The 18,655-nt window shown below is 72.0% G+C and carries 16 protein-coding genes and 1 tRNA gene; 13 read left to right on the top strand and 4 right to left on the bottom strand.

Translation table 11 applies throughout. The features are described from left to right. Positions 1-29 precede the first annotated feature (29 nt). The 5 genes from ACZ43N_RS12250 to ACZ43N_RS12270 all read left to right on the top strand — a co-directional run bounded on the left by ACZ43N_RS12250 (position 30) and on the right by ACZ43N_RS12270 (position 3,438). Complete coding sequence (locus ACZ43N_RS12250; RefSeq protein WP_468096983.1) at positions 30-218, top strand: hypothetical protein; 189 nt, start codon at positions 30-32, stop codon at positions 216-218. Further along, positions 215-1,609 (top strand): replication initiator protein RepSA, encoded by a 1,395-nt coding sequence (gene repSA, locus ACZ43N_RS12255; protein ID WP_468096984.1) that lies wholly within the window; start codon positions 215-217, stop codon positions 1,607-1,609. Before ACZ43N_RS12250 ends, repSA begins: the two co-directional genes overlap by 4 nt. Positions 1,610-1,611: 2 nt before the next feature. After that, entirely contained in the window at positions 1,612-1,821 is a 210-nt protein-coding gene (locus ACZ43N_RS12260; protein ID WP_468096985.1) for a helix-turn-helix domain-containing protein, read from the top strand. Further along, complete coding sequence (locus ACZ43N_RS12265) at positions 1,821-3,008, top strand: tyrosine-type recombinase/integrase (RefSeq protein ID WP_468096987.1); 1,188 nt, start codon at positions 1,821-1,823, stop codon at positions 3,006-3,008. The genes ACZ43N_RS12260 and ACZ43N_RS12265 overlap by 1 nt, the downstream gene beginning before the upstream one ends. A gap of 211 nt (positions 3,009-3,219) precedes the next feature. Continuing rightward, a complete protein-coding gene (locus tag ACZ43N_RS12270) occupies positions 3,220-3,438 on the top strand; it encodes a hypothetical protein (RefSeq protein WP_468096988.1) in 219 nt (72 codons plus the stop codon). Positions 3,439-4,062: 624 nt separating this feature from the next. Here the strand turns inward: ACZ43N_RS12270 and ACZ43N_RS12275 are convergent. Next, positions 4,063-4,284: a hypothetical protein gene (locus ACZ43N_RS12275; protein ID WP_468096990.1), complete on the bottom strand. Its 222-nt coding sequence runs from the start codon at positions 4,282-4,284 to the stop codon at positions 4,063-4,065. A gap of 260 nt (positions 4,285-4,544) precedes the next feature. Between ACZ43N_RS12275 and ACZ43N_RS12280 the strand changes: the two genes are divergently transcribed. Together ACZ43N_RS12280 and ACZ43N_RS12285 are read left to right on the top strand one after the other, a co-directional pair. Then, a complete protein-coding gene (locus tag ACZ43N_RS12280) occupies positions 4,545-4,844 on the top strand; it encodes a hypothetical protein (protein ID WP_468096992.1) in 300 nt (99 codons plus the stop codon). 137 nt (positions 4,845-4,981) lie between these two features. Further along, positions 4,982-5,197, top strand: a complete 216-nt coding sequence (locus ACZ43N_RS12285) for an antitoxin (RefSeq protein ID WP_468096993.1) — start codon at positions 4,982-4,984, stop codon at positions 5,195-5,197. 160 nt (positions 5,198-5,357) lie between these two features. On the opposite strand, the gene ACZ43N_RS12290 is transcribed toward ACZ43N_RS12285, so the two are convergent. Beyond that, positions 5,358-6,284, bottom strand: a complete 927-nt coding sequence (locus tag ACZ43N_RS12290) for a bifunctional DNA primase/polymerase (RefSeq protein ID WP_468096994.1) — start codon at positions 6,282-6,284, stop codon at positions 5,358-5,360. A 600-nt stretch (positions 6,285-6,884) separates the two neighbouring features. On the opposite strand from ACZ43N_RS12290, the gene ACZ43N_RS12295 reads away from it, so the two are divergent. The 5 genes from ACZ43N_RS12295 (at position 6,885) to ACZ43N_RS12315 (ending at position 12,068) form a co-directional block, all read left to right on the top strand. Continuing rightward, positions 6,885-7,814, top strand: a complete 930-nt coding sequence (locus ACZ43N_RS12295; RefSeq protein WP_468096995.1) for a bifunctional MaoC family dehydratase N-terminal/OB-fold nucleic acid binding domain-containing protein — start codon at positions 6,885-6,887, stop codon at positions 7,812-7,814. After that, positions 7,811-8,281: a MaoC family dehydratase gene (locus ACZ43N_RS12300; protein ID WP_468096996.1), complete on the top strand. Its 471-nt coding sequence runs from the start codon at positions 7,811-7,813 to the stop codon at positions 8,279-8,281. Before ACZ43N_RS12295 ends, ACZ43N_RS12300 begins: the two co-directional genes overlap by 4 nt. Beyond that, on the top strand, positions 8,278-9,444 hold the full coding sequence (locus ACZ43N_RS12305) for a lipid-transfer protein (protein ID WP_468096998.1): 1,167 nt from the start codon (positions 8,278-8,280) through the stop codon (positions 9,442-9,444). Before ACZ43N_RS12300 ends, ACZ43N_RS12305 begins: the two co-directional genes overlap by 4 nt. A 231-nt stretch (positions 9,445-9,675) precedes the next feature. Then, on the top strand, positions 9,676-10,266 hold the full coding sequence (locus ACZ43N_RS12310; RefSeq protein WP_468096999.1) for a SigE family RNA polymerase sigma factor: 591 nt from the start codon (positions 9,676-9,678) through the stop codon (positions 10,264-10,266). Positions 10,267-10,409: 143 nt separating this feature from the next. Then, positions 10,410-12,068, top strand: a complete 1,659-nt coding sequence (locus tag ACZ43N_RS12315; RefSeq protein WP_468097001.1) for a long-chain fatty acid--CoA ligase — start codon at positions 10,410-10,412, stop codon at positions 12,066-12,068. Between the two features lie 91 nt (positions 12,069-12,159). On the opposite strand, the gene ACZ43N_RS12320 is transcribed toward ACZ43N_RS12315, so the two are convergent. Next, the gene (locus ACZ43N_RS12320; RefSeq protein WP_468097003.1) at positions 12,160-17,271 is read right to left on the bottom strand and encodes a PAS domain-containing protein; all 5,112 of its coding nucleotides are present in this window, start codon (positions 17,269-17,271) and stop codon (positions 12,160-12,162) included. Positions 17,272-17,617: 346 nt separating this feature from the next. Then, positions 17,618-18,169 (bottom strand): SSI family serine proteinase inhibitor, encoded by a 552-nt coding sequence (locus ACZ43N_RS12325; protein ID WP_468097004.1) that lies wholly within the window; start codon positions 18,167-18,169, stop codon positions 17,618-17,620. Between the two features lie 364 nt (positions 18,170-18,533). On the opposite strand from ACZ43N_RS12325, the gene ACZ43N_RS12330 reads away from it, so the two are divergent. Continuing rightward, positions 18,534-18,627: transfer RNA gene (locus tag ACZ43N_RS12330), tRNA-Ser, on the top strand. Positions 18,628-18,655 lie beyond the last annotated feature (28 nt).

Genomic DNA, 18,655 nt, shown 5'->3' on the forward strand with positions numbered 1-18,655 from the left:
GATCCACAGAACCGGAAGGAATCCCCATCATGACCGACCGCGCCTCCGCCCCGGCTCGCATCTGCCGGGACTGCGACGGCTTCGCCTCCGCTGCGGTAACCTCCGGCGGCCGTGACGCCCGCGGCCACCTGCACACGATCAGCGTCGACTGCCAGACCTGCCGCGGCACCGGCACCGTGTCCGCCCGCGTCGCCCAGCTCGCCGGGGGTCGCGCGTGACCGACACCGCGACCTTCGCGGGCCTGGACCCGACCACCCTGGGGGATCTCCTCCGGGTGGCCGGGCTTCCCGGCTTCGACCGCTGGCAGGACCAGATCAAGCGCACGGGCGGCTGCGCCGACCCGATCCACCTGCGCGGCTGGGTCCTGCACAAGGACAAGACGACCGGCGAGGTACTGCACCGCTACAGCACCGAGGGCGAGCCCGGCGGACGCCTCCGCGTCGCCTGCGGCAACCGCCGTGCCTCCCGCTGCCCGGCCTGCGCCTGGACCTACGCCGGAGACACGTACCACCTGATCCGCGCCGGGCTCGCCGGCGACCCGGACAAGGACATCCCGGCGACCGTGCGCGATCACCCTCGGGTCTTCGCCACGTTCACAGCGCCCTCGTTCGGCCCGGTCCACAACCGGCCCGACCGCGGCGTCTGCCGCTGCGGGGCCCGGCACGCCCCGGATGACCCGGACCTCGGCACGGCCCTGGACCCGGCCACGTACGACTACGCGGGCGCCGTCCTCTTCAACAACCACGCGGGTGAGCTGTGGATGCGCTTCACCAACCGGCTCCGCCGCGAGATCGCCAAGCGTGCCAGACTGACACAGCGCGAACTCGCCGACGCATGCCGGGTGTCGTACGGCAAGGTCGCCGAGTTCCAGAAGCGCGGCGCCGTCCACTTTCACGCCGTGATCCGCCTCGACGGCCCGGAGGGACCCGAGTCCCCGCCCCCGTCCTGGGCGTCGGCCGGGCTTCTCACGGATGCGATCCGCGCTGCCGTCACGCACGCCTACACGAGCGTCAGCGTGCCTACCGCCGGGGACCAGCCCGCCCGTACGTTCCAGTGGGGCCGACAACTCGACGTCCGGCCCGTGAAGGCGTTCGGTGACGGCTCCGACATCACCGAGCAGGCGGTTGCCGCGTACGTCGCCAAGTACGCCACCAAGGCCGCCGAGACGACCGGGACCCTAGACCGCCGGATCGGCGAACTCGCCGAACTCGACCGCCACGGCGTCCCCAACCACACCCGCCGACTGATCACCGCCTGCCGTGACCTGGATGAGCTGTACCCGGACCGGCGCCTGTGGGCCTGGGCTCACATGCTTGGCTTCCGGGGCCACTTCAGCTCGAAGTCCCGCCGCTACTCCACCACGCTCGGCGCACTCCGCCAGGCCCGCGCCGACTTCCGCGCCACGCAGGAACGCGAAGCGCTCGGCCTGGACGACCGCGAGCCGGAAACCGTGCTCATCCTGGCCGACTGGCAGTACGCCGGACACGGCCACACCCCAGGAGAATCCGCCCTCGCTGCCACGATCGCCCGCGGTCTCCAGCTCAACCGAGAAACCGCCCGCGAGGCACTGGCTGACAGGCGCCACCTGGACGCAGAAGGGGAGTGGTGACCATGGACCGACTCCTCACCGTCGATCAGGTCGCCGACCGGCTCGGAACCGGCGTGCGCTTCCCGCGTCGCCTCATAGAGGAGCGCCGGATCACCTTCGTGAAGGTCGGTCGGCATGTCCGCATCCCCGAGAGCGCGGTGGAGGCGTACGTGACAGCCAACACCGTGGAACCGGTCGTCCTGCGGCCGACGGGCCTGAGGAGGGCCGCCTGATGGCTGGCAAGCGCAAGTCCCGTCGGCCCTTCGGCCGGGTCCGCAAACTGCCCTCCGGGCGCTTCCAAGCCCGGTACCCGGGGCCTGACGGCGTACTCCGGCCTGCAGACCGGACGTTCGCCACGTCCACGGACGCTGACCGATGGCTCATGCGGAAGCGCATCGAGATCGAAGAGGGGCGCTGGCTCGACCCCACCGAGGGGCAGACGACCGTACGTGACTGGGCGGCCCGCTGGCTCGCTGCGGTTTCTCCTCAGCTCAAGCACAAGACCCAAGCGACGTACCGGTCCCTGATCAACTCGCTGATCAATCCGGCGCTCGGGGACCGTGAGCTGTCGGGCCTCCGGCCGATCACGATCACTGAGTGGGTGGCCAGCATGAACACCAAGGGACTCAGCGCGTCGCGTATCAGGCAGGCGTACCGGGTCCTCTCGCAGATCATGCGAGCTGCCGTCGACAACGACATGATCTCGCAGACGCCATGCCGGGGCGTGAAGCTACCTCGGATGCCGCAGACGGAGCCGCACATCCTCACCCCGCTCGAAGCCTCCCGGATCGTGCGGAGTGCCGCCAAGCCGCATGACCTGCTGATCGCGCTCCTCGCGTACGCGGGCCTGCGAGTCGGCGAGGCGTTTGCACTCCGCCGCGTCGACATCGACGTGTCCGGCGGCTTCGTCCTGGTCGACGAGAACCTTGCCGAAGCCAACGGCACCTTGGTCTTCGACACCCCCAAGTCGCATCAGAAGCGGCTCCTTCGCGTCGGCCCGTCGCTCGCGAAGCGGCTCGGCCGTCACCTTGAGAACCTGCCCGGAGGGGATGACGCGCTCCTGTTCACCACACCCGGCGGCAAGCCTCTGCGCTACAACCAGTGGCGCAAGGCGTGCTTCGACCCCGCCGTGTCGGCGGCCGGGCTGACCGACGTCACCCCGCACGATCTCCGCGCCTCGCACGGGACGTGGGTCGCCGACCGGTACGGCGTCATGACAGCCGCTCACCGGCTCGGCCATTCGAACGCGAGCGTGACGACTCGCCACTACGCCCGGCCGGTCGCCGGTCGTGATGACCAGGTGGCCGAAGCGGCGGACTCCTGGCTCAGCGGGCACGATCACGACGATCATGCGTCTGGGGCACGTAGCGGGCACGGCGACGATGACGACGGCTCCGCCGGGGTCCTCGCACCCGTTTGACCTGCGGCGGAGCGAACACCCCACCCGACCGCCGAGAGATCTTGAAAACCGTCGTGGCAGCGATGTCACCGTGGGTTCAAATCCCACACCCACCGCATGGTGACGGCCCCTGACCAGGCAATTGGTCAGGGGCCGTTGCGTTGAGCGGGGCGGCGTGCCACTGCCGCGTTTTCGGTGGTGCGTACGGGAGGGCACAGGCGATCATGGGCCCATGAGTCATGGATTACGTCGTGTGGCCGGCATCGTGAGCGTGCTGGGCGGCATCGCCCTCGCGACCTGGCTGGTCTTCGGTCCTCCCCGTGACTGGGAGGGCGGCATGAGGTGGCTGCGTCACGGCTTGGGGCTGGCATCTCTCGGAGCGATCCACGGCGGCGCCTGGCTGATGTTTCCCGACAGGCAGGAAGGGACGCCCCACGTGGCGACCGGCTAGGTTCGTGTGACGGCTTCGGCCTCGGCTGGGATCGTTCTGATCATGGCGGTGAACGGCACCGCGCCGTCCACGGGGGCCAGTGGTCCGGCGTGACGGGCAGCGAGGCCCGGTGAGGGCCATGGCGTAGGAGCCGGGATCACCGTGAACGGCCCCTGACCAGGCCGGACGGCCAGCGGCCGTTGTCTTCGCGGTGTGCGCTTGGGCGTGTCCGCAAAATCCCGCCTGCACCCGCGACACCTGGCACGCCCTCTCGCCGCACCGGGCGAAGCCCCACGTACATCCAGTACGAGGGCCTTGGCCCGGCATGCCGAGAGCACGCACCATACGCCGCGGCGTTCGCCCTCCGGGCGGACGACGGGACTTAGCGGATACGACCTAGGCGGCCCTGGAGCGCCGGGCGCGTGGGCTCGGGGCGGGGTCCTGTGCGTCCTCGGGCCAGTAGGGCTCCTCGTCTCCGAAGTCCGGGGCCCGGAAGGGGTCCGTCGTCGGAGGCGGTGATACCGAGGTGGAACGGCTGGGCTGCCCTTCCAGGGCGGAGAACAGCGACGTCGAGTCGATGAGAGGTCTGCCTTTCGTTACAGGTCCCTGAGGGGGCCTGGCGTGCCGTGACCGGGCACAGCGGTGCTACAGCTTGGTCATCTTGGCGTACGGGCTCGAGACCCGCACCTGCGCCGAGCCGAAATCGACGAGTGCCGCGATTCCGTCCTCGATGCCGACCACCCGGCCGAGGCCGTACACGTCGTGTGTGACCTGGTCGCCCAGATCGAAGTGCTTGGGAGCCGGTGTGACCGGGGCCTTGAACGGGCTGGTGGGCAAATGACGCTTTGGTGCCGCGGGCTTTGTCATGGCTCAGTATGAGCCTACGCGGATCCGGCCCGCTGTGGCCGTCGGCACAGATCCCTCCGTGAAAACCCCGTCAGACCGGCGATCAGCCGACGCCCGTCCTGTCGCACAGGTCTGCGGGCTCACGCAGAGCCGTGCCGGGAGAGCGTACGGAGGCCCGGGCACCCGCCGGTGTGCGTCCGCACGCTCTGCCCGGCGCGGCCCACCGGCTGGAACGATCCCTGTGCCGGTGTCGGCGAGAGGGCAGCTGAAGGGGGCCTGGTATGGCTGTGGTGTTGTCGATGCGCTGGGCGGGGGTCACGCCGGAGCAGTACGACATGGTGCGGGACGCGGTCGCCTGGGAGGACGTGCCGGCGGCCGGTGGGCAGGTGCATGTGGCCTGGTTCGATGACCAGGGGTTCCATGTGACCGACGTGTGGGACTCCGAAGAGGCGTTCGAGACGTTCTTCGGCGAGCGGCTCGCGCCCGCGATCCAGAAGGCCGGCCTCACGGGGACGCCCGAGATCGTCTTCAGCCCGCTGCACCGGCGGTTCGTCGCGCCCGGCGTCAACGGTACGGCGTGAGCACGCGCACATCCCGGTGAACCCACTGGGCGGAAGGGGTGTCCCGGGTTGCGGGGCACCCCTTCGGTGGCTCCGGATGCGGGGTGGGGAACGGGCGCTGATTCTGGAGAGGACGGCGAACGGCGGAAGGAGCCGCGATGTCTGTGATGGGCAAGCTCAAGCACATGCTGAAGGGCCATGAGGAGCAGGCCGACAAGGGCGTCGACCGGGCCGGTGACTACGTCGACGAGAAGACGCGGGGCAGGCACAGGCGTCACGTCGACACCGCTCAGGACCGGCTCAGGGAGCAGCTGGGCACGGATCAGACAGGCCGGACGGACCCGGGCGGCCGGCAGGAGCCGCCTCCCCGGTAGCGGGCGCGCGGTGCGGTCGGCCGGCGGGTTCCGGCGTGGTCGATCGGTGATCCGCGGCGACGCTCAGTTCGTGAGGGACCGGCGCCCGCATCTCGGGTGCCGGTCGGTTGTCGGTTGTGACGTGGGTGCGGTCCAGCCGCCCCACCGCCCTGCCCCCACCTCATCCCTGCCACCCCGACATCCGTGCCGCAGATGCCACCGTCGAGCGGGCCTCGCGTTCCGGGAGCCCCGTGTGGATCGCGGCGTCGATGAGGGCGTTGGCCAGGTCCGGGCCGAGGCCGTTCTCGTAGGCGCGGCAGGCGGCCCAGAAGAGGCGGGTGTTGCGTTGCCCTTCGTGGGCGGTGAGGACGAAGTGGATCAGCCCGTGGCCATGGGCTGAGCCCTGGCCCTGGCTTTGGCCATGGATGCGGCTGTGGTCTTGACTCCGCCCCTGTCCGTTGGTGGCGCTTCCGCGCGCCCGTACGTCCCGAGGCGGGGGCAGGAGCAGGCGGAGCAGGGCGGACGGGCAGGGGGCGGGTGGGAGGTGGGCCGTTCCCGGGGCCGTGCCGTAGACGCCGTGGTCGGTGCGGGAGCCTGGGCCGACCAGATAGCCCCCGGCGCCACGGACGTCGATGCCGGGGGCCAGCCGGCTCGCCGAGTTGGGCACCACGACGCCGGGTGGGCCGGTGAGCCACAGGTGGCGACCGCCGCTGGGGGTCAGGATCACGACCGTGTCCGGGATCGTGAAGAGGTGGCGCAGGGCCAGTTCACGGAGGGCCGTGGAGGAGTCCGTACCGCATTTCGTGTCGAGGTCGATGCCGATCAGACGGTGGGGGTCGAGACCGCACGCGATGCCGTAGCCGGTGGCCCACGGCGCGGCCGCGAAGAGCGCGCGGATACGGCGGGGGTCGGTGGAGGCGTCGTAGACGCCGTGGCCGAAGCGGCCGCATTCGCCGTGGCAGGGGGTGGGGGCCGGGTCGTCCCGGTGGGGTGAGCGCAGGGCCGGGAGCTTCGAGCGGGACAGAGGGATCACCGCCAGTCCGCGTTCGGCGGCGGAGAGGGCGTGTGCCAGGGCCAGGGTGGTGGCCTGCCGGTCCATGGTGGCCATACTTCTATGTTCGTACGTACGTTCGATAAAGGGAAGAGGGTTCGGGCGGTGCTTTCGGGTGCTCTCTGGGCTCTTCGGGGGACGCCGGGATGGAGTCGCACCCCCTTCGCTGCTTGCTTCGCTCGATCTCGGCGGGACGGAGCCGCCGCGCCTGGGCCGAGCTGGTGATTCCTTGATCCAAGGGGGTTTATCGACATGTCATCACGCTTCAGGGCGAATCCGGACTTTCCTGGTGGCTTGCGGCGCTTTCGTGGGCAACTCTGCTTGCACGACGTCGATTCGATGACCGGCGCCGGAGCGGTCGGCCAACCGCCCCCGCGCATCTCGTACTTGGGAAAGGTTTGGGAGGATATGCGTGGCAACAAACCGTGACCACGGCAATGCCGTCGTCGGCTTCATCGTCATGTGGTGAGTCACTGAGGGTGGCGGGACCCGGGCCTCGTGGCTCAGGGCTCGTCCCCTCGGGTGTGGGACATGTTCGTGGGGTGCAGTGCGTCTGTGCGGTGGTGCTTCGGTGCCGCCGCACAGGCGTATTGACAGTTCCCCCGCCTCTTCCTTCAATCTGACGGATAGTCAGAAAACTTCGGAGGGGGCCGTGGCGTGGTGGTCGACGAGCTGTCCGTGCGACTCAAGGCCTACGAGGGGCGCCCCGCCGTACGCGGCGGGCTCGGCAAGGACCCCGTCAACTCGCCCATGATCCGGCACTGGTGCGAGGCCATGGGCGACACCAACCCCGCGTACACCGGCCCCGACGCGATCGCGCCGCCCACCATGCTCCAGGTGTGGACCATGGGCGGGCTGAGCGGACACGAGACGCGTTCGCCGGCGTACGAGGAACTCCTCGCCCTCCTCGACGACGCCGGGTACACCTCCGTCGTCGCCACCGACTGCGAGCAGGAGTACCTGCGGGCGTTGCGCCCGGGTGAGGAGATCACCTTCGACTCGGTCATCGAGTCGGTGTCGGACCGGAAGACCACCAAGCTCGGCACCGGGTACTTCGTCACCACCCGCATGGACGTCCGGGTCGGCGACGCACTCGCCGGAACCCATCGCTTCCGGATCCTCAAGTACACCCCGAACGCCGTCGCCTCCGCCCCGTCATCCCCGAACCGGAGTAACGAGCGGCGACGCCCCCGGCCCGTCGTCAACCGCGACAACGCCGGCTTCTGGGAGGGCGTCGCACGGCATCGCCTCCTCATCCAGCGCTGCGCCGAATGCGACGCGCTGCGGTTTCCGTGGCTGCCGGGGTGCAACGCCTGCGGCTCGCCCGAGTGGGACACCGTCGAGGCGAGCGGCGAGGGCACCGTCCACTCGTACGTCGTCATGCACCACCCGCCCTTCCCGGCCTTCGATCCGCCGTACGCCGTCGGTCTGATCGAACTCGCCGAGGGAGTGCGGATGATCAGCAACGTCATCGGGGTGCCGTACGACAAGGTGCGGATCGGTATGACCGTACGGCTCGAATTCGTCCGCTTCGACGAGGAGTTGGAGTTGCCCGTGTTCCGAGCGGAGGAGGGGGTGCGGGCATGAGGGCCGGGGACGGACTTTCTCCGCTGCGGATCCCGATCACACGGACCCTCGTGGTCGCCGGAGCCATCGCCTCGCGCGACTACCAGGACGTGCACCACGATCCCGAACTGGCGCGGCGGCGGGGATCGCCCGATGTCTTCATGAACATCCTGACGACGAACGGGCTGGTCGGGCGCTATGTCACCGACTGTCTCGGCCCGTCTGCCGTCCTCCGTAAGGTCTCCATTCGGCTCGGTGCGCCCAACTACCCGGGCGACACGATGGTCTTGACCGGGACGGTCGAGGCGGTCGACGGGGACACGGCGACCGTGCGGATCGTGGGCGACAACGGCATCGGCCGACATGTCACGGGGACGGTCACCGTCACCCTCCCGCCACCGGACGGAACGGCGGACGGGACAGGGGAAGGAACCGTGGGAAGGGAGCCGAGCGTGACCGTCACCGGTCCGGCGGAGGGCGTCGTATGAGCGTGCGGACGAAGGACCACCTCGGCGGGCGGGCCGCCGTCGTCGGGATCGGGGCGACCGACTTCTCCAAGGACTCGGGGCGCAGCGAGCTGCGGCTGGCCGTGGAGGCGGTGCGGGCCGCGCTGGACGACGCGGGGCTCGCACCGGCGGACGTGGACGGCATGGTGACGTTCACGATGGACACGAGCCCGGAGATCACGGTCGCGCAGGCCGCCGGCATCGGGGAACTGTCGTTCTTCTCCCGCGTCCACTACGGCGGCGGGGCGGCCTGCGCGACGGTGCAGCAGGCTGCGCTGGCCGTGGCGACGGGCGTCGCGGAGGTCGTGGTCTGCTACCGGGCGTTCAACGAGCGGTCGGGGCGGCGGTTCGGGGCCGGAGTGCGGCACCGGGAGCCGTCGGCGGAAGGGGTGGCGCTCGGCTGGACGCTGCCGTTCGGGCTGCTCACCCCCGCGTCGTGGGTGGCGATGGCGGCGCAGCGGTACCTCCACACGCACGGGCTGACCGCCGAGGCGTTCGGACATGTGGCGGTGGTGGACCGCAAATACGCGGCGACCAACCCGGCGGCGTACTTCCACGGGCGCCCCATCACGCTCGCTGAGCACGCCGCCTCACGCTGGATCGTCGAGCCGCTGCGGCTGCTGGACTGCTGCCAGGAGACGGACGGCGGCCAGGCCCTCGTCGTGACCTCGGTGGAACGGGCGCGGGACCTGCCCAAGCCGCCCGCGGTGATCGTCGCCGCCGCCCAGGGCGCCGGACGGGCCCGGGAACAGATGACGAGCTTCTACGGCACCGACCTGACGGGGCTGCCCGAGATGGGCGTCGTCGCCCGCCAGCTGTGGCGCACCTCCGGGCTCGGGCCCGGCGACATAGACGTGGGCATCCTCTACGACCACTTCACGCCGTTCGTGCTGATGCAGCTGGAGGAGTTCGGCTTCTGCGCGGCCGGGCAGGCGGCCGGCTTCGTCGCGGCGGAACGGCTGCCGCTGAACACGCACGGCGGCCAGCTCGGGGAGGCGTATCTGCACGGCATGAACGGCATCGCGGAGGCGGTACGGCAGCTCCGCGGCACCGCGGTCAACCAGATCAACGGCACGGAACACGTCCTGGTCACCGCGGGCACCGGAGTACCGACCTCGGGTCTGGTGCTGGGCGCGGACGGGTGAGGGCGACGACCTCGTACCCGAATGCCTCGTGCGGGAGCTCGGCGCACCCCGCGACCAGGTGGGCTCCGTACCCCTCGTGCGGGCGCTTCTCAGGGGCCCACCCTCAGCACATGGGGGCCGTTCATCCATCTCCAGTAGGTGGGGTCTGCCCCACTCCTACAACCTGAGGGGGATTCGTCTTAGGGACCTGCGGCCGATCCGCCGGGGCGGGCCCGCTCCTAGCGTGGAGCCATGACCACACTCGTCTGCACCAGCGCTTCGAACGCCGCTGTACCGGCGACACGGACCCTGCCGAGCCCGCCCCGGGTGACCCTGTCGTATCCGTCGTTCTCGGCGTACGTGAAGGCCCGCCAGCCGCTGCTGCTGCGGACCGCGCGGTCGCTGACGGCGAACCCGAGCGACGCCGAGGACCTGCTGCAGACGGCGCTGGCCAAGACGTACGTCGCCTGGGAGCGGATCGAGGACCACCGGGCGCTCGACGGGTATGTACGGCGGGCGCTGCTGAACACGCGGACGTCCCAGTGGCGCAAGCGCAAGGTGGACGAGTTCGCGTGCGAGGAGCTGCCGGAGCCGGAGGGTGTCCACACCGCGGACCCGGCGGAACAGCAGGCGCTGCACGACGCGATGTGGCGGGCGATCATGAAGCTGCCGGCCCGGCAGCGGGCGATGGTCGTCCTCAGGTACTACGAGGACCTCAGCGAGGTACAGACGGCGGAGGTCCTCGGGGTCTCGGTGGGCACGGTGAAGTCGGCCGTGTCGCGGGCACTGGGCAAACTCCGCGAGGACCCGGAGCTGGAACCCGTCCGCCAGCCCGGTCGTTGACCTGACATGCGGATGCGATCAAGCTCCCCGGGTAACGCTCTCTGATCGATCATCCCGGCACCTAGTGACATACCGCGCGGTATGTGAGCAGAATCAGCGCAACCGTTACCACCGCGTAGGCAGAGCCGCCCCGGGAGGACGCCGTGCTGAGCACCATGCAGGACGTACCGCTGTTGATCTCCAGGATCCTGGCCCATGGGCAGGTCATCCACGGGACGTCGCAGGTGATCACATGGACCGGCGAGGGGGAACCCGACCGTCGCTCCTATGCCGAGATCGGCGCCCGTACCGCCCAGCTGGCACACGCCCTGCGCGAGGACCTCGGGGTCGAGGGCGACGAGCGGGTCGCGACCCTCATGTGGAACAACGCGGAGCACGTCGAGGCGTACTTCGCGATCCCCTCCATGGGAGCCGTCCTCCACACCCTCAACCTCCGCCTGCCCCCCGAGCAGCTCGCCTGGATCGTCAACCACGCCGCCGACCGGGTGATCATCGCCAACGGTTCGCTGCTCCCCCTCCTCGCGCCGCTCCTCCCGCACCTCAAGCCGGTGGAGCACGTCGTCGTGTCCGGCCCCGGCGACCGGTCGCTGCTCGCCGGAGCGAGCGTCCAGGTGCACGAGTACGAGGATCTGATCGCCGGCAAACCGACCACCTACGACTGGCCCGAGCTGGACGAGCGCTCCGCCGCCGCCATGTGCTACACCTCCGGCACCACCGGCGACCCCAAGGGCGTCGTCTACTCCCACCGCTCGATCTACCTGCACTCCATGCAGGTCAACATGGCCCAGTCCATGGGCCTGACGGACACGGACCTCTCCCTCGTCGTCGTCCCGCAGTTCCATGTGAACGCCTGGGGCCTGCCCCACGCGACGTTCATGACCGGCGTCAACATGCTGATGCCGGACCGGTTCCTGCAGCCGGGCCCGCTGGCCGAGATGATCGAGACGCAGAAGCCGACCCACGCCGCCGCTGTCCCCACCATCTGGCAGGGCCTGCTCGCCGAGTTGCACGCCCGCCCCCGAGAGGTCTCCTCCCTCACCCAGGTGACCATCGGCGGCTCCGCCTGCCCGCCCTCCCTCATGGAGGCCTTCGACAAGCTCGGCATGCGCGTCTGCCACGCCTGGGGCATGACCGAGACGTCCCCGCTGGGCACGATCGCCCGGCCCCCGGCCCATGTCGAGGCCGGCTCGGAGGAGGAGTTCGCGTACCGGCTCACCCAGGGCCGATTCCCCGCCGCCGTGGAGGCCCGCCTCACCGGCCCCGGCGGCGAGCGGCTCCCCTGGGACGGCGAGTCCGCCGGTGAGCTGGAGGTGCGCGGCCCCTGGATCGCGGGCGCGTACTACGGCGGCCAGGGCGCCGAGCACCTCCGGCCCGAGGACAAGTTCAGCGAGGACGGCTGGCTGAAGACGGGCGACGTCGGCACCATCAGCCCGGACGGTTTCCTCACCCTCACGGACCGCGCCAAGGACGTCATCAAGTCCGGCGGCGAGTGGATCTCGTCGGTCGAGCTGGAGAACGCCCTCATGGCACACCCGGATGTCGCCGAGGCCGCCGTCGTCGCCGTACCCGACGAGAAGTGGGGCGAGCGCCCGCTGGCCACCGTCGTGCTGAAGGAAGGCGCGAGCACGGACTTCGCGGCGCTGCGTTCCTTCCTCGCGGAGGAGGGCCACATCGCGAAGTGGCAGCTGCCGGAGCGCTGGACGATCATCGAGTCGGTGCCGAAGACGAGCGTCGGCAAGTTCGACAAGAAGGTGCTGCGCAAGCAGTACGCGGAGGGGCAGCTGGACGTGACGCAGATCTGAGGTCCGCCGTCTGACCGTCTGAGAAGACCCGCACGACTGGGGGGGCACTGTTTCACGTGAAACAGTGCCCCCCAGTGCCGTTCTGGCAGCCTCAGTTCGTGCCGATGCGTGCCAGGAGGTCCACGATGCGGGTCTGGACGTCCGGGCTCGTCGACCGTTCGGCGAGGAACAGAACGGTCTCCCCCGAGGCCAGGCGTGGGAGTTCGGCCTGGTCTACGGCGGCGGTGTAGACGACGAGCGGAGTGCGGTTCAACTGCCCGTTCGTTCGCAGCCAGTCGATGATCCCGGCCTGGTGACGGTGGACCTGGAGCAGATCCATCACCACGAGGTTCGGTCGCATCTGTGCGGCCAGGGTGACGGCGTCCGCGTCGGACGCGGCCCGCGCGACCTGCATGCCGCGCCGTTCGAGCGTGGCGGTCAGGGCGAGCGCGATCTCCGCGTGCTCCTCGATCAGCAGGACACGCGGAGGGTGCTGCTCGGAGTCACGCGGCGCGAGCGCCTTCAGCAGGATGGCCGGATCGGCCCCGTACGCCGCGTCGCGCGTCGCCTGTCCGAGCCCCGCCGTGACGAGCACGGGCACCTCGGCGGCGACCGCGGCCTGCCGCAGCGACTGAAGGGCCGTGCGCGTGATGGGACCGGTGAGCGGGTCCACGAAGAGGGCGGCCGGATAGGCGGCGATCTGCGCGTCGACGTCCTCACGCGAGTTCACGATGACGGGCCGGTAGCCGCGCTCGCTGAGCGCCTGGTGCGTGGGCGCATCCGGAGCGGGCCACACCAGCAGTCGGCGCGGGTTGTCCAAGGGCTCCGGCGGCAACTCGTCGTCCATGGGCTGCGGCTGGGGCCGGTCGGGGACCTCCACCGCACCGCCGGGCCCGTCCAGGGGCTCGGGCCCTTCGTCCGCGTTCTCGTCCGGGGCGCCTATGGCGTACGACCGCCCGGCCCCCTCGGTGTTGCCGACCAGCCGGGACTGCCCGGCGAGGGACGGCTGCGGCGGCAGGGGGACCTGCCCGGCGAGCGAGGAATGGGGCGGCAGCGGCACCTGCCCGGCCAGCGAGGGCTGGCCCGTCTGAGCGGGGAGCGGGGTCTGCCCGCTGCTGTTGCCCTTGGCCTGTGCGGGCTGCGGGTGGGGGCGCGCGGCCGACTCCGGGCGGTCATTGGCGGGCGCGGGCGGCGTACCGAGCTTGCGGCGCCGGCCGGAACCGCCGGGCTGGTTCGGCGCCGGCGTGGATCCCGGCCGGGGCTGACCCTGTGCCTGCGGGGCGCCCTGGCGGGCGAACGGGACCCCCTGGCCCAACGTCCGCACGCTGATCGCCCGTCCCTGCGTCGAGTTGGGGTCGAGCGCCGCGGCGGGCGCGGCGGCCGGTGCCGCCTCGGCGGGCAGCGGCTGCGCGACCCGCGGCTGCTGCTGCACGGCACGCTCCGGCGGCAGAGGGGTGCCCGACGACGGCGTCGACTGCGGAGGCAGCGGGGCCTGCGCGCCCGCCACGGGGGTGCCCGTGCCGGAGGTGTCGTGACCGGGGTCGGGCCAGGAGGGGGGCTGCGGCTGGGCTTCGGGTGTCGGCTGCGGCGCGGCCTGAGCGGGGACGGCCTGTCCGGCGCCGGGTACGGCCTGCGCGGGCACCGACTGGGGCGCGCCCCGGGTGCCCGGCACGGCACCCGGCCCGGGTACGGGCTGGCCAGGGACGGCCACGAACTGGGGCGGGACCTGCTGTGGGTCACCCTGGGGCGGTACGGCAGCGGCTTGCTCGGCGGGCACGGGCTGCGCGCCCATGACCGGAGCGGCGACGGGCTGACCGGGGACCGCGCCCTGGGCGGGCACAGGCTGAGCAGGGCCGACGACACCCTGGGGCGGTACGACGGCGACCGGTGCGGCGGCACCGGGAACACCCTGGGCGGGCGCCGACTGCGGGGCGCCCGGAAGACCTTGGGCGGGGATGGGCTGACCGGGAGCCGCCGCCTGCGTGGGGGCGGCCGCCGTGGGAACACCCTGTGCGGGGGCCGGCTGTGGTCCGGCCGGGATGCCCTGCGCGGGCACCGGCTGGCCGGGCACCATCTGCGGAGGGACGGCCTGGCCGGGGGGAATCTGGGCGGGCACCGGCTGTCCGAGAGCGGCCTGGGCCCCGGCGTCACCCTGCTGTGCTGCGGGGCGGACGGCCCGGCGGCGGCCGGTCGGAGCGGGTACCGGGTGCGGCTGCGGCGGGGTGTGGTCGTCCGCCGGGTTGTGCAGCGCGGCGTCATGGCGCCCGTCGTCCACCCCGCCGGAGGCAGCCCCCGGCACCTGACCGGTGGCGACCGCCTGTCCGACCCCCGGCGGCTGCGCGGCATCGGCGGCCGGTACGGCGATCTGCCCGGCGGCGACACCGGGCATCCCAGCGGCCTGAACCTGCGGCTGAGCCTGACCTTGGGCCTGACCCTGGACCTGCGGCTGGGCTGCCTGACCCGGTGCCTGGACCTGAGCCGGAACGGCCTGCTGGGCGAGCCCCGCGGCGGGCACGGGCCCTGCGGCTGGAACCGGCTGCCCGGCGGGCACGGGCCCGGAGGCAGGGACCGGCTGCCCGGCGGACATGGCCCCACCCGTCGGAACGACCCCACCCATCGCAGCGGCCCCCTCAGCGGGTACGACCCCTCCCGTGGGCAGGGCGGCCCCACCGGCGGGACCGATCCCCCCGGGGGCAGCGGCCTCCTGGCCGCCCTCACCCTCGTACGCCTCTCCGCCCGGCGCACCCGCAGTGCCCGGCGCACCCGGTGCCCCTGGCACCGCGGGCATGGGCACGGGGACGGGCAGTGGACCGAGCCCGGCGTTCTGCGCGTACTCGGGCCCTCGGTCGGCCTCGGCCGGCGGCAGCGCGAAGACCGCACGTCCCGCGGGCTCGGCGGCGGCCCGCTCCTCCGCGTTGGCCAGCGCACGACGACGGCGCCCGGTGGGCTGGCCGCCGGCCGTGTCGCCGGAGCCGGAGCCGGTGCCGCCGTTCGCGGCGTCGGGCGCGGGACCGGCGGGCAGTGCCGGGGGCAGCGCGTTCTGAGCGGCGGGCTCCCGGCGCGCCCGTCGTCCGCTGGGCGCGGGGACTCCCTGCGGTGGCACGGTCCCGCCGAGCCCGTTGGCGGCGGCAGCGGTTCCGGCGGCGTGCTCGGCCGCCATGACGACCGCGCCCTCGGCGGCCACGGGCTCACCGCTGCCGTCGGCCGCGGCCGCCCGGCCGCGCCGACGCCCGGTGCCCTCGGCCTCGTCGGCGCCGCCCTGCGCGGGCACGGGTGCCTCTCCGGCGCTGGGGACGCCCGCGGCGTCCTCGGCCCGGCGCCGGCGGCGCCCGGTGGGAGGCGCGGCGGACGCGGCCTCCGCCTCGGGGGTGTCGTCGCCCTCCAGGAACGCGTCCACGGACGACCGCCGGGCCCGTCGCCGCCCACCACCGGCACCACCGGCGGCCTGCTCGGGCAGCGAGATCTCCGCACCGGCGGCCAGGGCACCGGCGGCGGCAGCCGACTCCGAAGGGGACTCGGACTCGTCGACGGCCACGACCGGGGCCTGCGCGGGAACCGTCCCCGCGCCTCCTCCGAGCGGCACCTCCAGCACATACGCGCTGCCGCTCATCCCCGGCACCTCGTGTGTCTGCAGCACACCGCCGTGCGCGCGCACGATCCCCTGGACGATCGGCTGGTGCACCGGGTCTCCCCCGGCGTAGGGCCCGCGCACCTCGATCCGTACGACCTCGCCGCGCTGTGCCGCCGCCACGACGACGGTGTTGTCCATGTAGCCACCGGCGGACATGGGCGCGTTGCCGGTCGCGTCGACGCCGGCGACATCCGCGATGAGGTGCGCGAGCGCGGTCGCCAGGCGGGCCTGGTCCACCTCGGCCTCGATGGGCGGCGCGTGCACGGCGAACTGCACCCGCCCCGGACCGACCAGCTCGACGGCACCGTCGACGCCGGCGGCCACGACCGCGTCGAGCATGACGGCCGTACGGACGAGGTCGTCCTCACCCGCGTCGATCCGCTGGTACCCGAGGACGTTGTCGATCAGGGTCGTGATCCGCGAGTAGCCGGCGGTGAGGTGGTGGAGCACCTGGTTGGCCTCGGGCCACAGCTGCCCGGCGTCGTCGGCGGCGAGGGTGCCCAGTTCGCTGCGGAGCTGGTCGAGCGGGCCGCGCAGGGAGGTGCCCAGCACGGCGAGCAGCTGCTCGTGCCGCGCGGCCAGCGCCTCGTAGCGGTCCTTCTCCCGCTCACCGAGCGCGGCGTAGCGCTCGTCTCCGGCGGCGAGTTCCTCGGCGTGCTTCTCGCGCAGCTCGGCGAGTTCGGCGGTGTGCTTCTCCCGCACGCCCTCCAGTTCCTCGGCGTGCTCCTGGGCGAGCTGCTTCAGCTCCTCCGCGTGCCGCTCGGCCTCGGCGTTCTTCTCCTCGGCGAGCTGGTCGTACGGCCGCCGGTCGGTGAACGTCATCACGGCCCCGACGAGCTGGTCCCCGTCGCGCACCGGCGCGGTCGTCAGATCGACCGACACCTTGTCGCCGCTCTTGGACCACAGCACCTGCCCGCGCACCCGGTGCTTGCGCCCGGACCGCAGGGTGTCGGCGAGCGGCGACTCGCCGTACGGGAAGGGGGAGCCGTCCTCACGGGAGTGCAGGACGAGCGTGTGCAGCTCGCGCCCGCCGAGATCGCTGGCCCGGTAGCCCAGAATCTGCGCGGCGGCCGGGTTCACGAGGACGATCCGCCCGTCGGTGTCCGTCCCGATGACGCCCTCGGCGGCGGCCCGCAGGATCATCTCGGTCTGCCGTTGCGAACGCGCGAGTTCGGCCTCGGTGTCGACGGTGCCGGAGAGGTCGCGCACGACCAGCATCAGCAGCTCGTCATTGGTGTAGCCGTAACCGTCGTACGCCTGCTGCCCGTTCTCCAGATTCGCGCTTGTGACCTCGACCGGGAACTCGCTGCCGTCGGTCCGGCGGGCGATCATGCGGGTCGGTTTGGTCCGCCCGGTGGGGTCCATGGTGTCGGGCCGGCGCATCGAGCCCGGGATGAGCCGTGAGTCGAACTCGGGGAGGAGGTCCAGCAGCCCGCGCCCCACGAGGGCGGTACCCGGGGTCTCGAAGGCCTCCAGGGCGATGGTGTTCGCGTTGACGACGGTCCCATTGGCGTTGACCAGGACCAATGCATCGGGCAGTGCGTCCAGTATGGCTGCGAGGCGAGCAGCGCCTCGGGATGGCCTGCTGCTCACGAGACGCTTCCTCCCTGTTACCGCATCTTGCCGACCGCCTGGGCCATCTTGCCAACCGGCCCGCAACGTGTCACGCGAGGGAGTCTACGGGCAGAGGTTGCGCTCGCGACGCCGGATGAGAGGGAGGTCGCACACCGAACATACGGAGATGCCGTGACCGTGTGTTTTGCCGAGCAACACGCCCTGCGGCACATATGTACGGCGCCTACGCCCCCGCTCGGGCTTATGGGCATATGCCGTCGGAGTTATCGGGGCAGGGGGTCGGGACGACGGCGGATACGGGCCGGGCGGGGGCGGCGGGACTGTCCGTCGACGGCGTGCCGCGGCAGTGGGCCGGGGCCTTCCGCTACTGACGGAGGTCGGGAAGCACCGGTACGAGCGCGTCCCAGCGGGCGATCTCGCAGCCATTGCCGCGGTCGAAGCGGGCGTCGACCTGGCGGCCGGCCCAGGTCCCGGTGACATGGGCGGTGGCCGGTCCGCCGTACAGCATCGTGCACATACTTCCCGGCTGGACGGGGGCGAAGGGGTCCTTGCCCCAGATGGTCCGCTGGTCGAGCTGCCCGCAGGCGTCCCGGACGTGCGGATGATTGCCCCCTTCGGGGTGGCAGTGCAGCTCGAACCGGCCGTCGGCCCTGCCGCCGACGCCGCTGACCGTGACGACCAGCCGGTCGTGCGGCCCGGCGGCGGACGCGGGCATCGACGTACGCGGGAGGAGGCCGTCGGCGCGGGGCGACGCGTCGGCTGCGTACGCGACCGGAGCGGCCGCGGGCGAGAACGCCCCGGCGGCGGCCGCGGCGAGGGAGGCGGCGGCACCGAGGAGGAACCGGCGGGCGGGACGGCGAGAGGCGGCCGCGGAAGAGGACGCGTGCGGCGGTGTGGGGGGAAGGCTCTGCAACATGACCTGGTTAACGCCTCGCGGGACGCACGGTTGCGGTGGACGGAGGGTGCGGTACGCGCGCCGGGTCGCACGCGGCAAGGGGAGGCGGGCACCGCGCGGCCACGACGAGTGCCGGGGCGCCTCCCGCCCCCTCCTCCTCCGGCTCCCTCCCGGCTCCCTCCCGGCTCCCTCCCGGCCGGCCCGCCGCGCCGATCCCGGACGTCCCTGACGAACCGTTCCCGACGTCCTCCGACCCGCCGCGACGTGGCATACGGCTTTGCCCTGCGGCCTCTCCGCCTAGTACCGTGGGAGGCGATTGGTGACAGCCCACTCGGCTGTGTCATCATCTGCACGCACCACTCGCGCTCGCGCGGGCGGTTGTGCTGGAGGCGTCGCCTAGTCCGGTCTATGGCGCCGCACTGCTAATGCGGTTTGGGACTTACCTCCCATCGAGGGTTCAAATCCCTCCGCCTCCGCCACCTGACCAGGGAGTTCGGCCGAAATCGG

It is taken from the genome of Streptomyces sp. NPDC030814 (genome assembly GCF_055572155.1).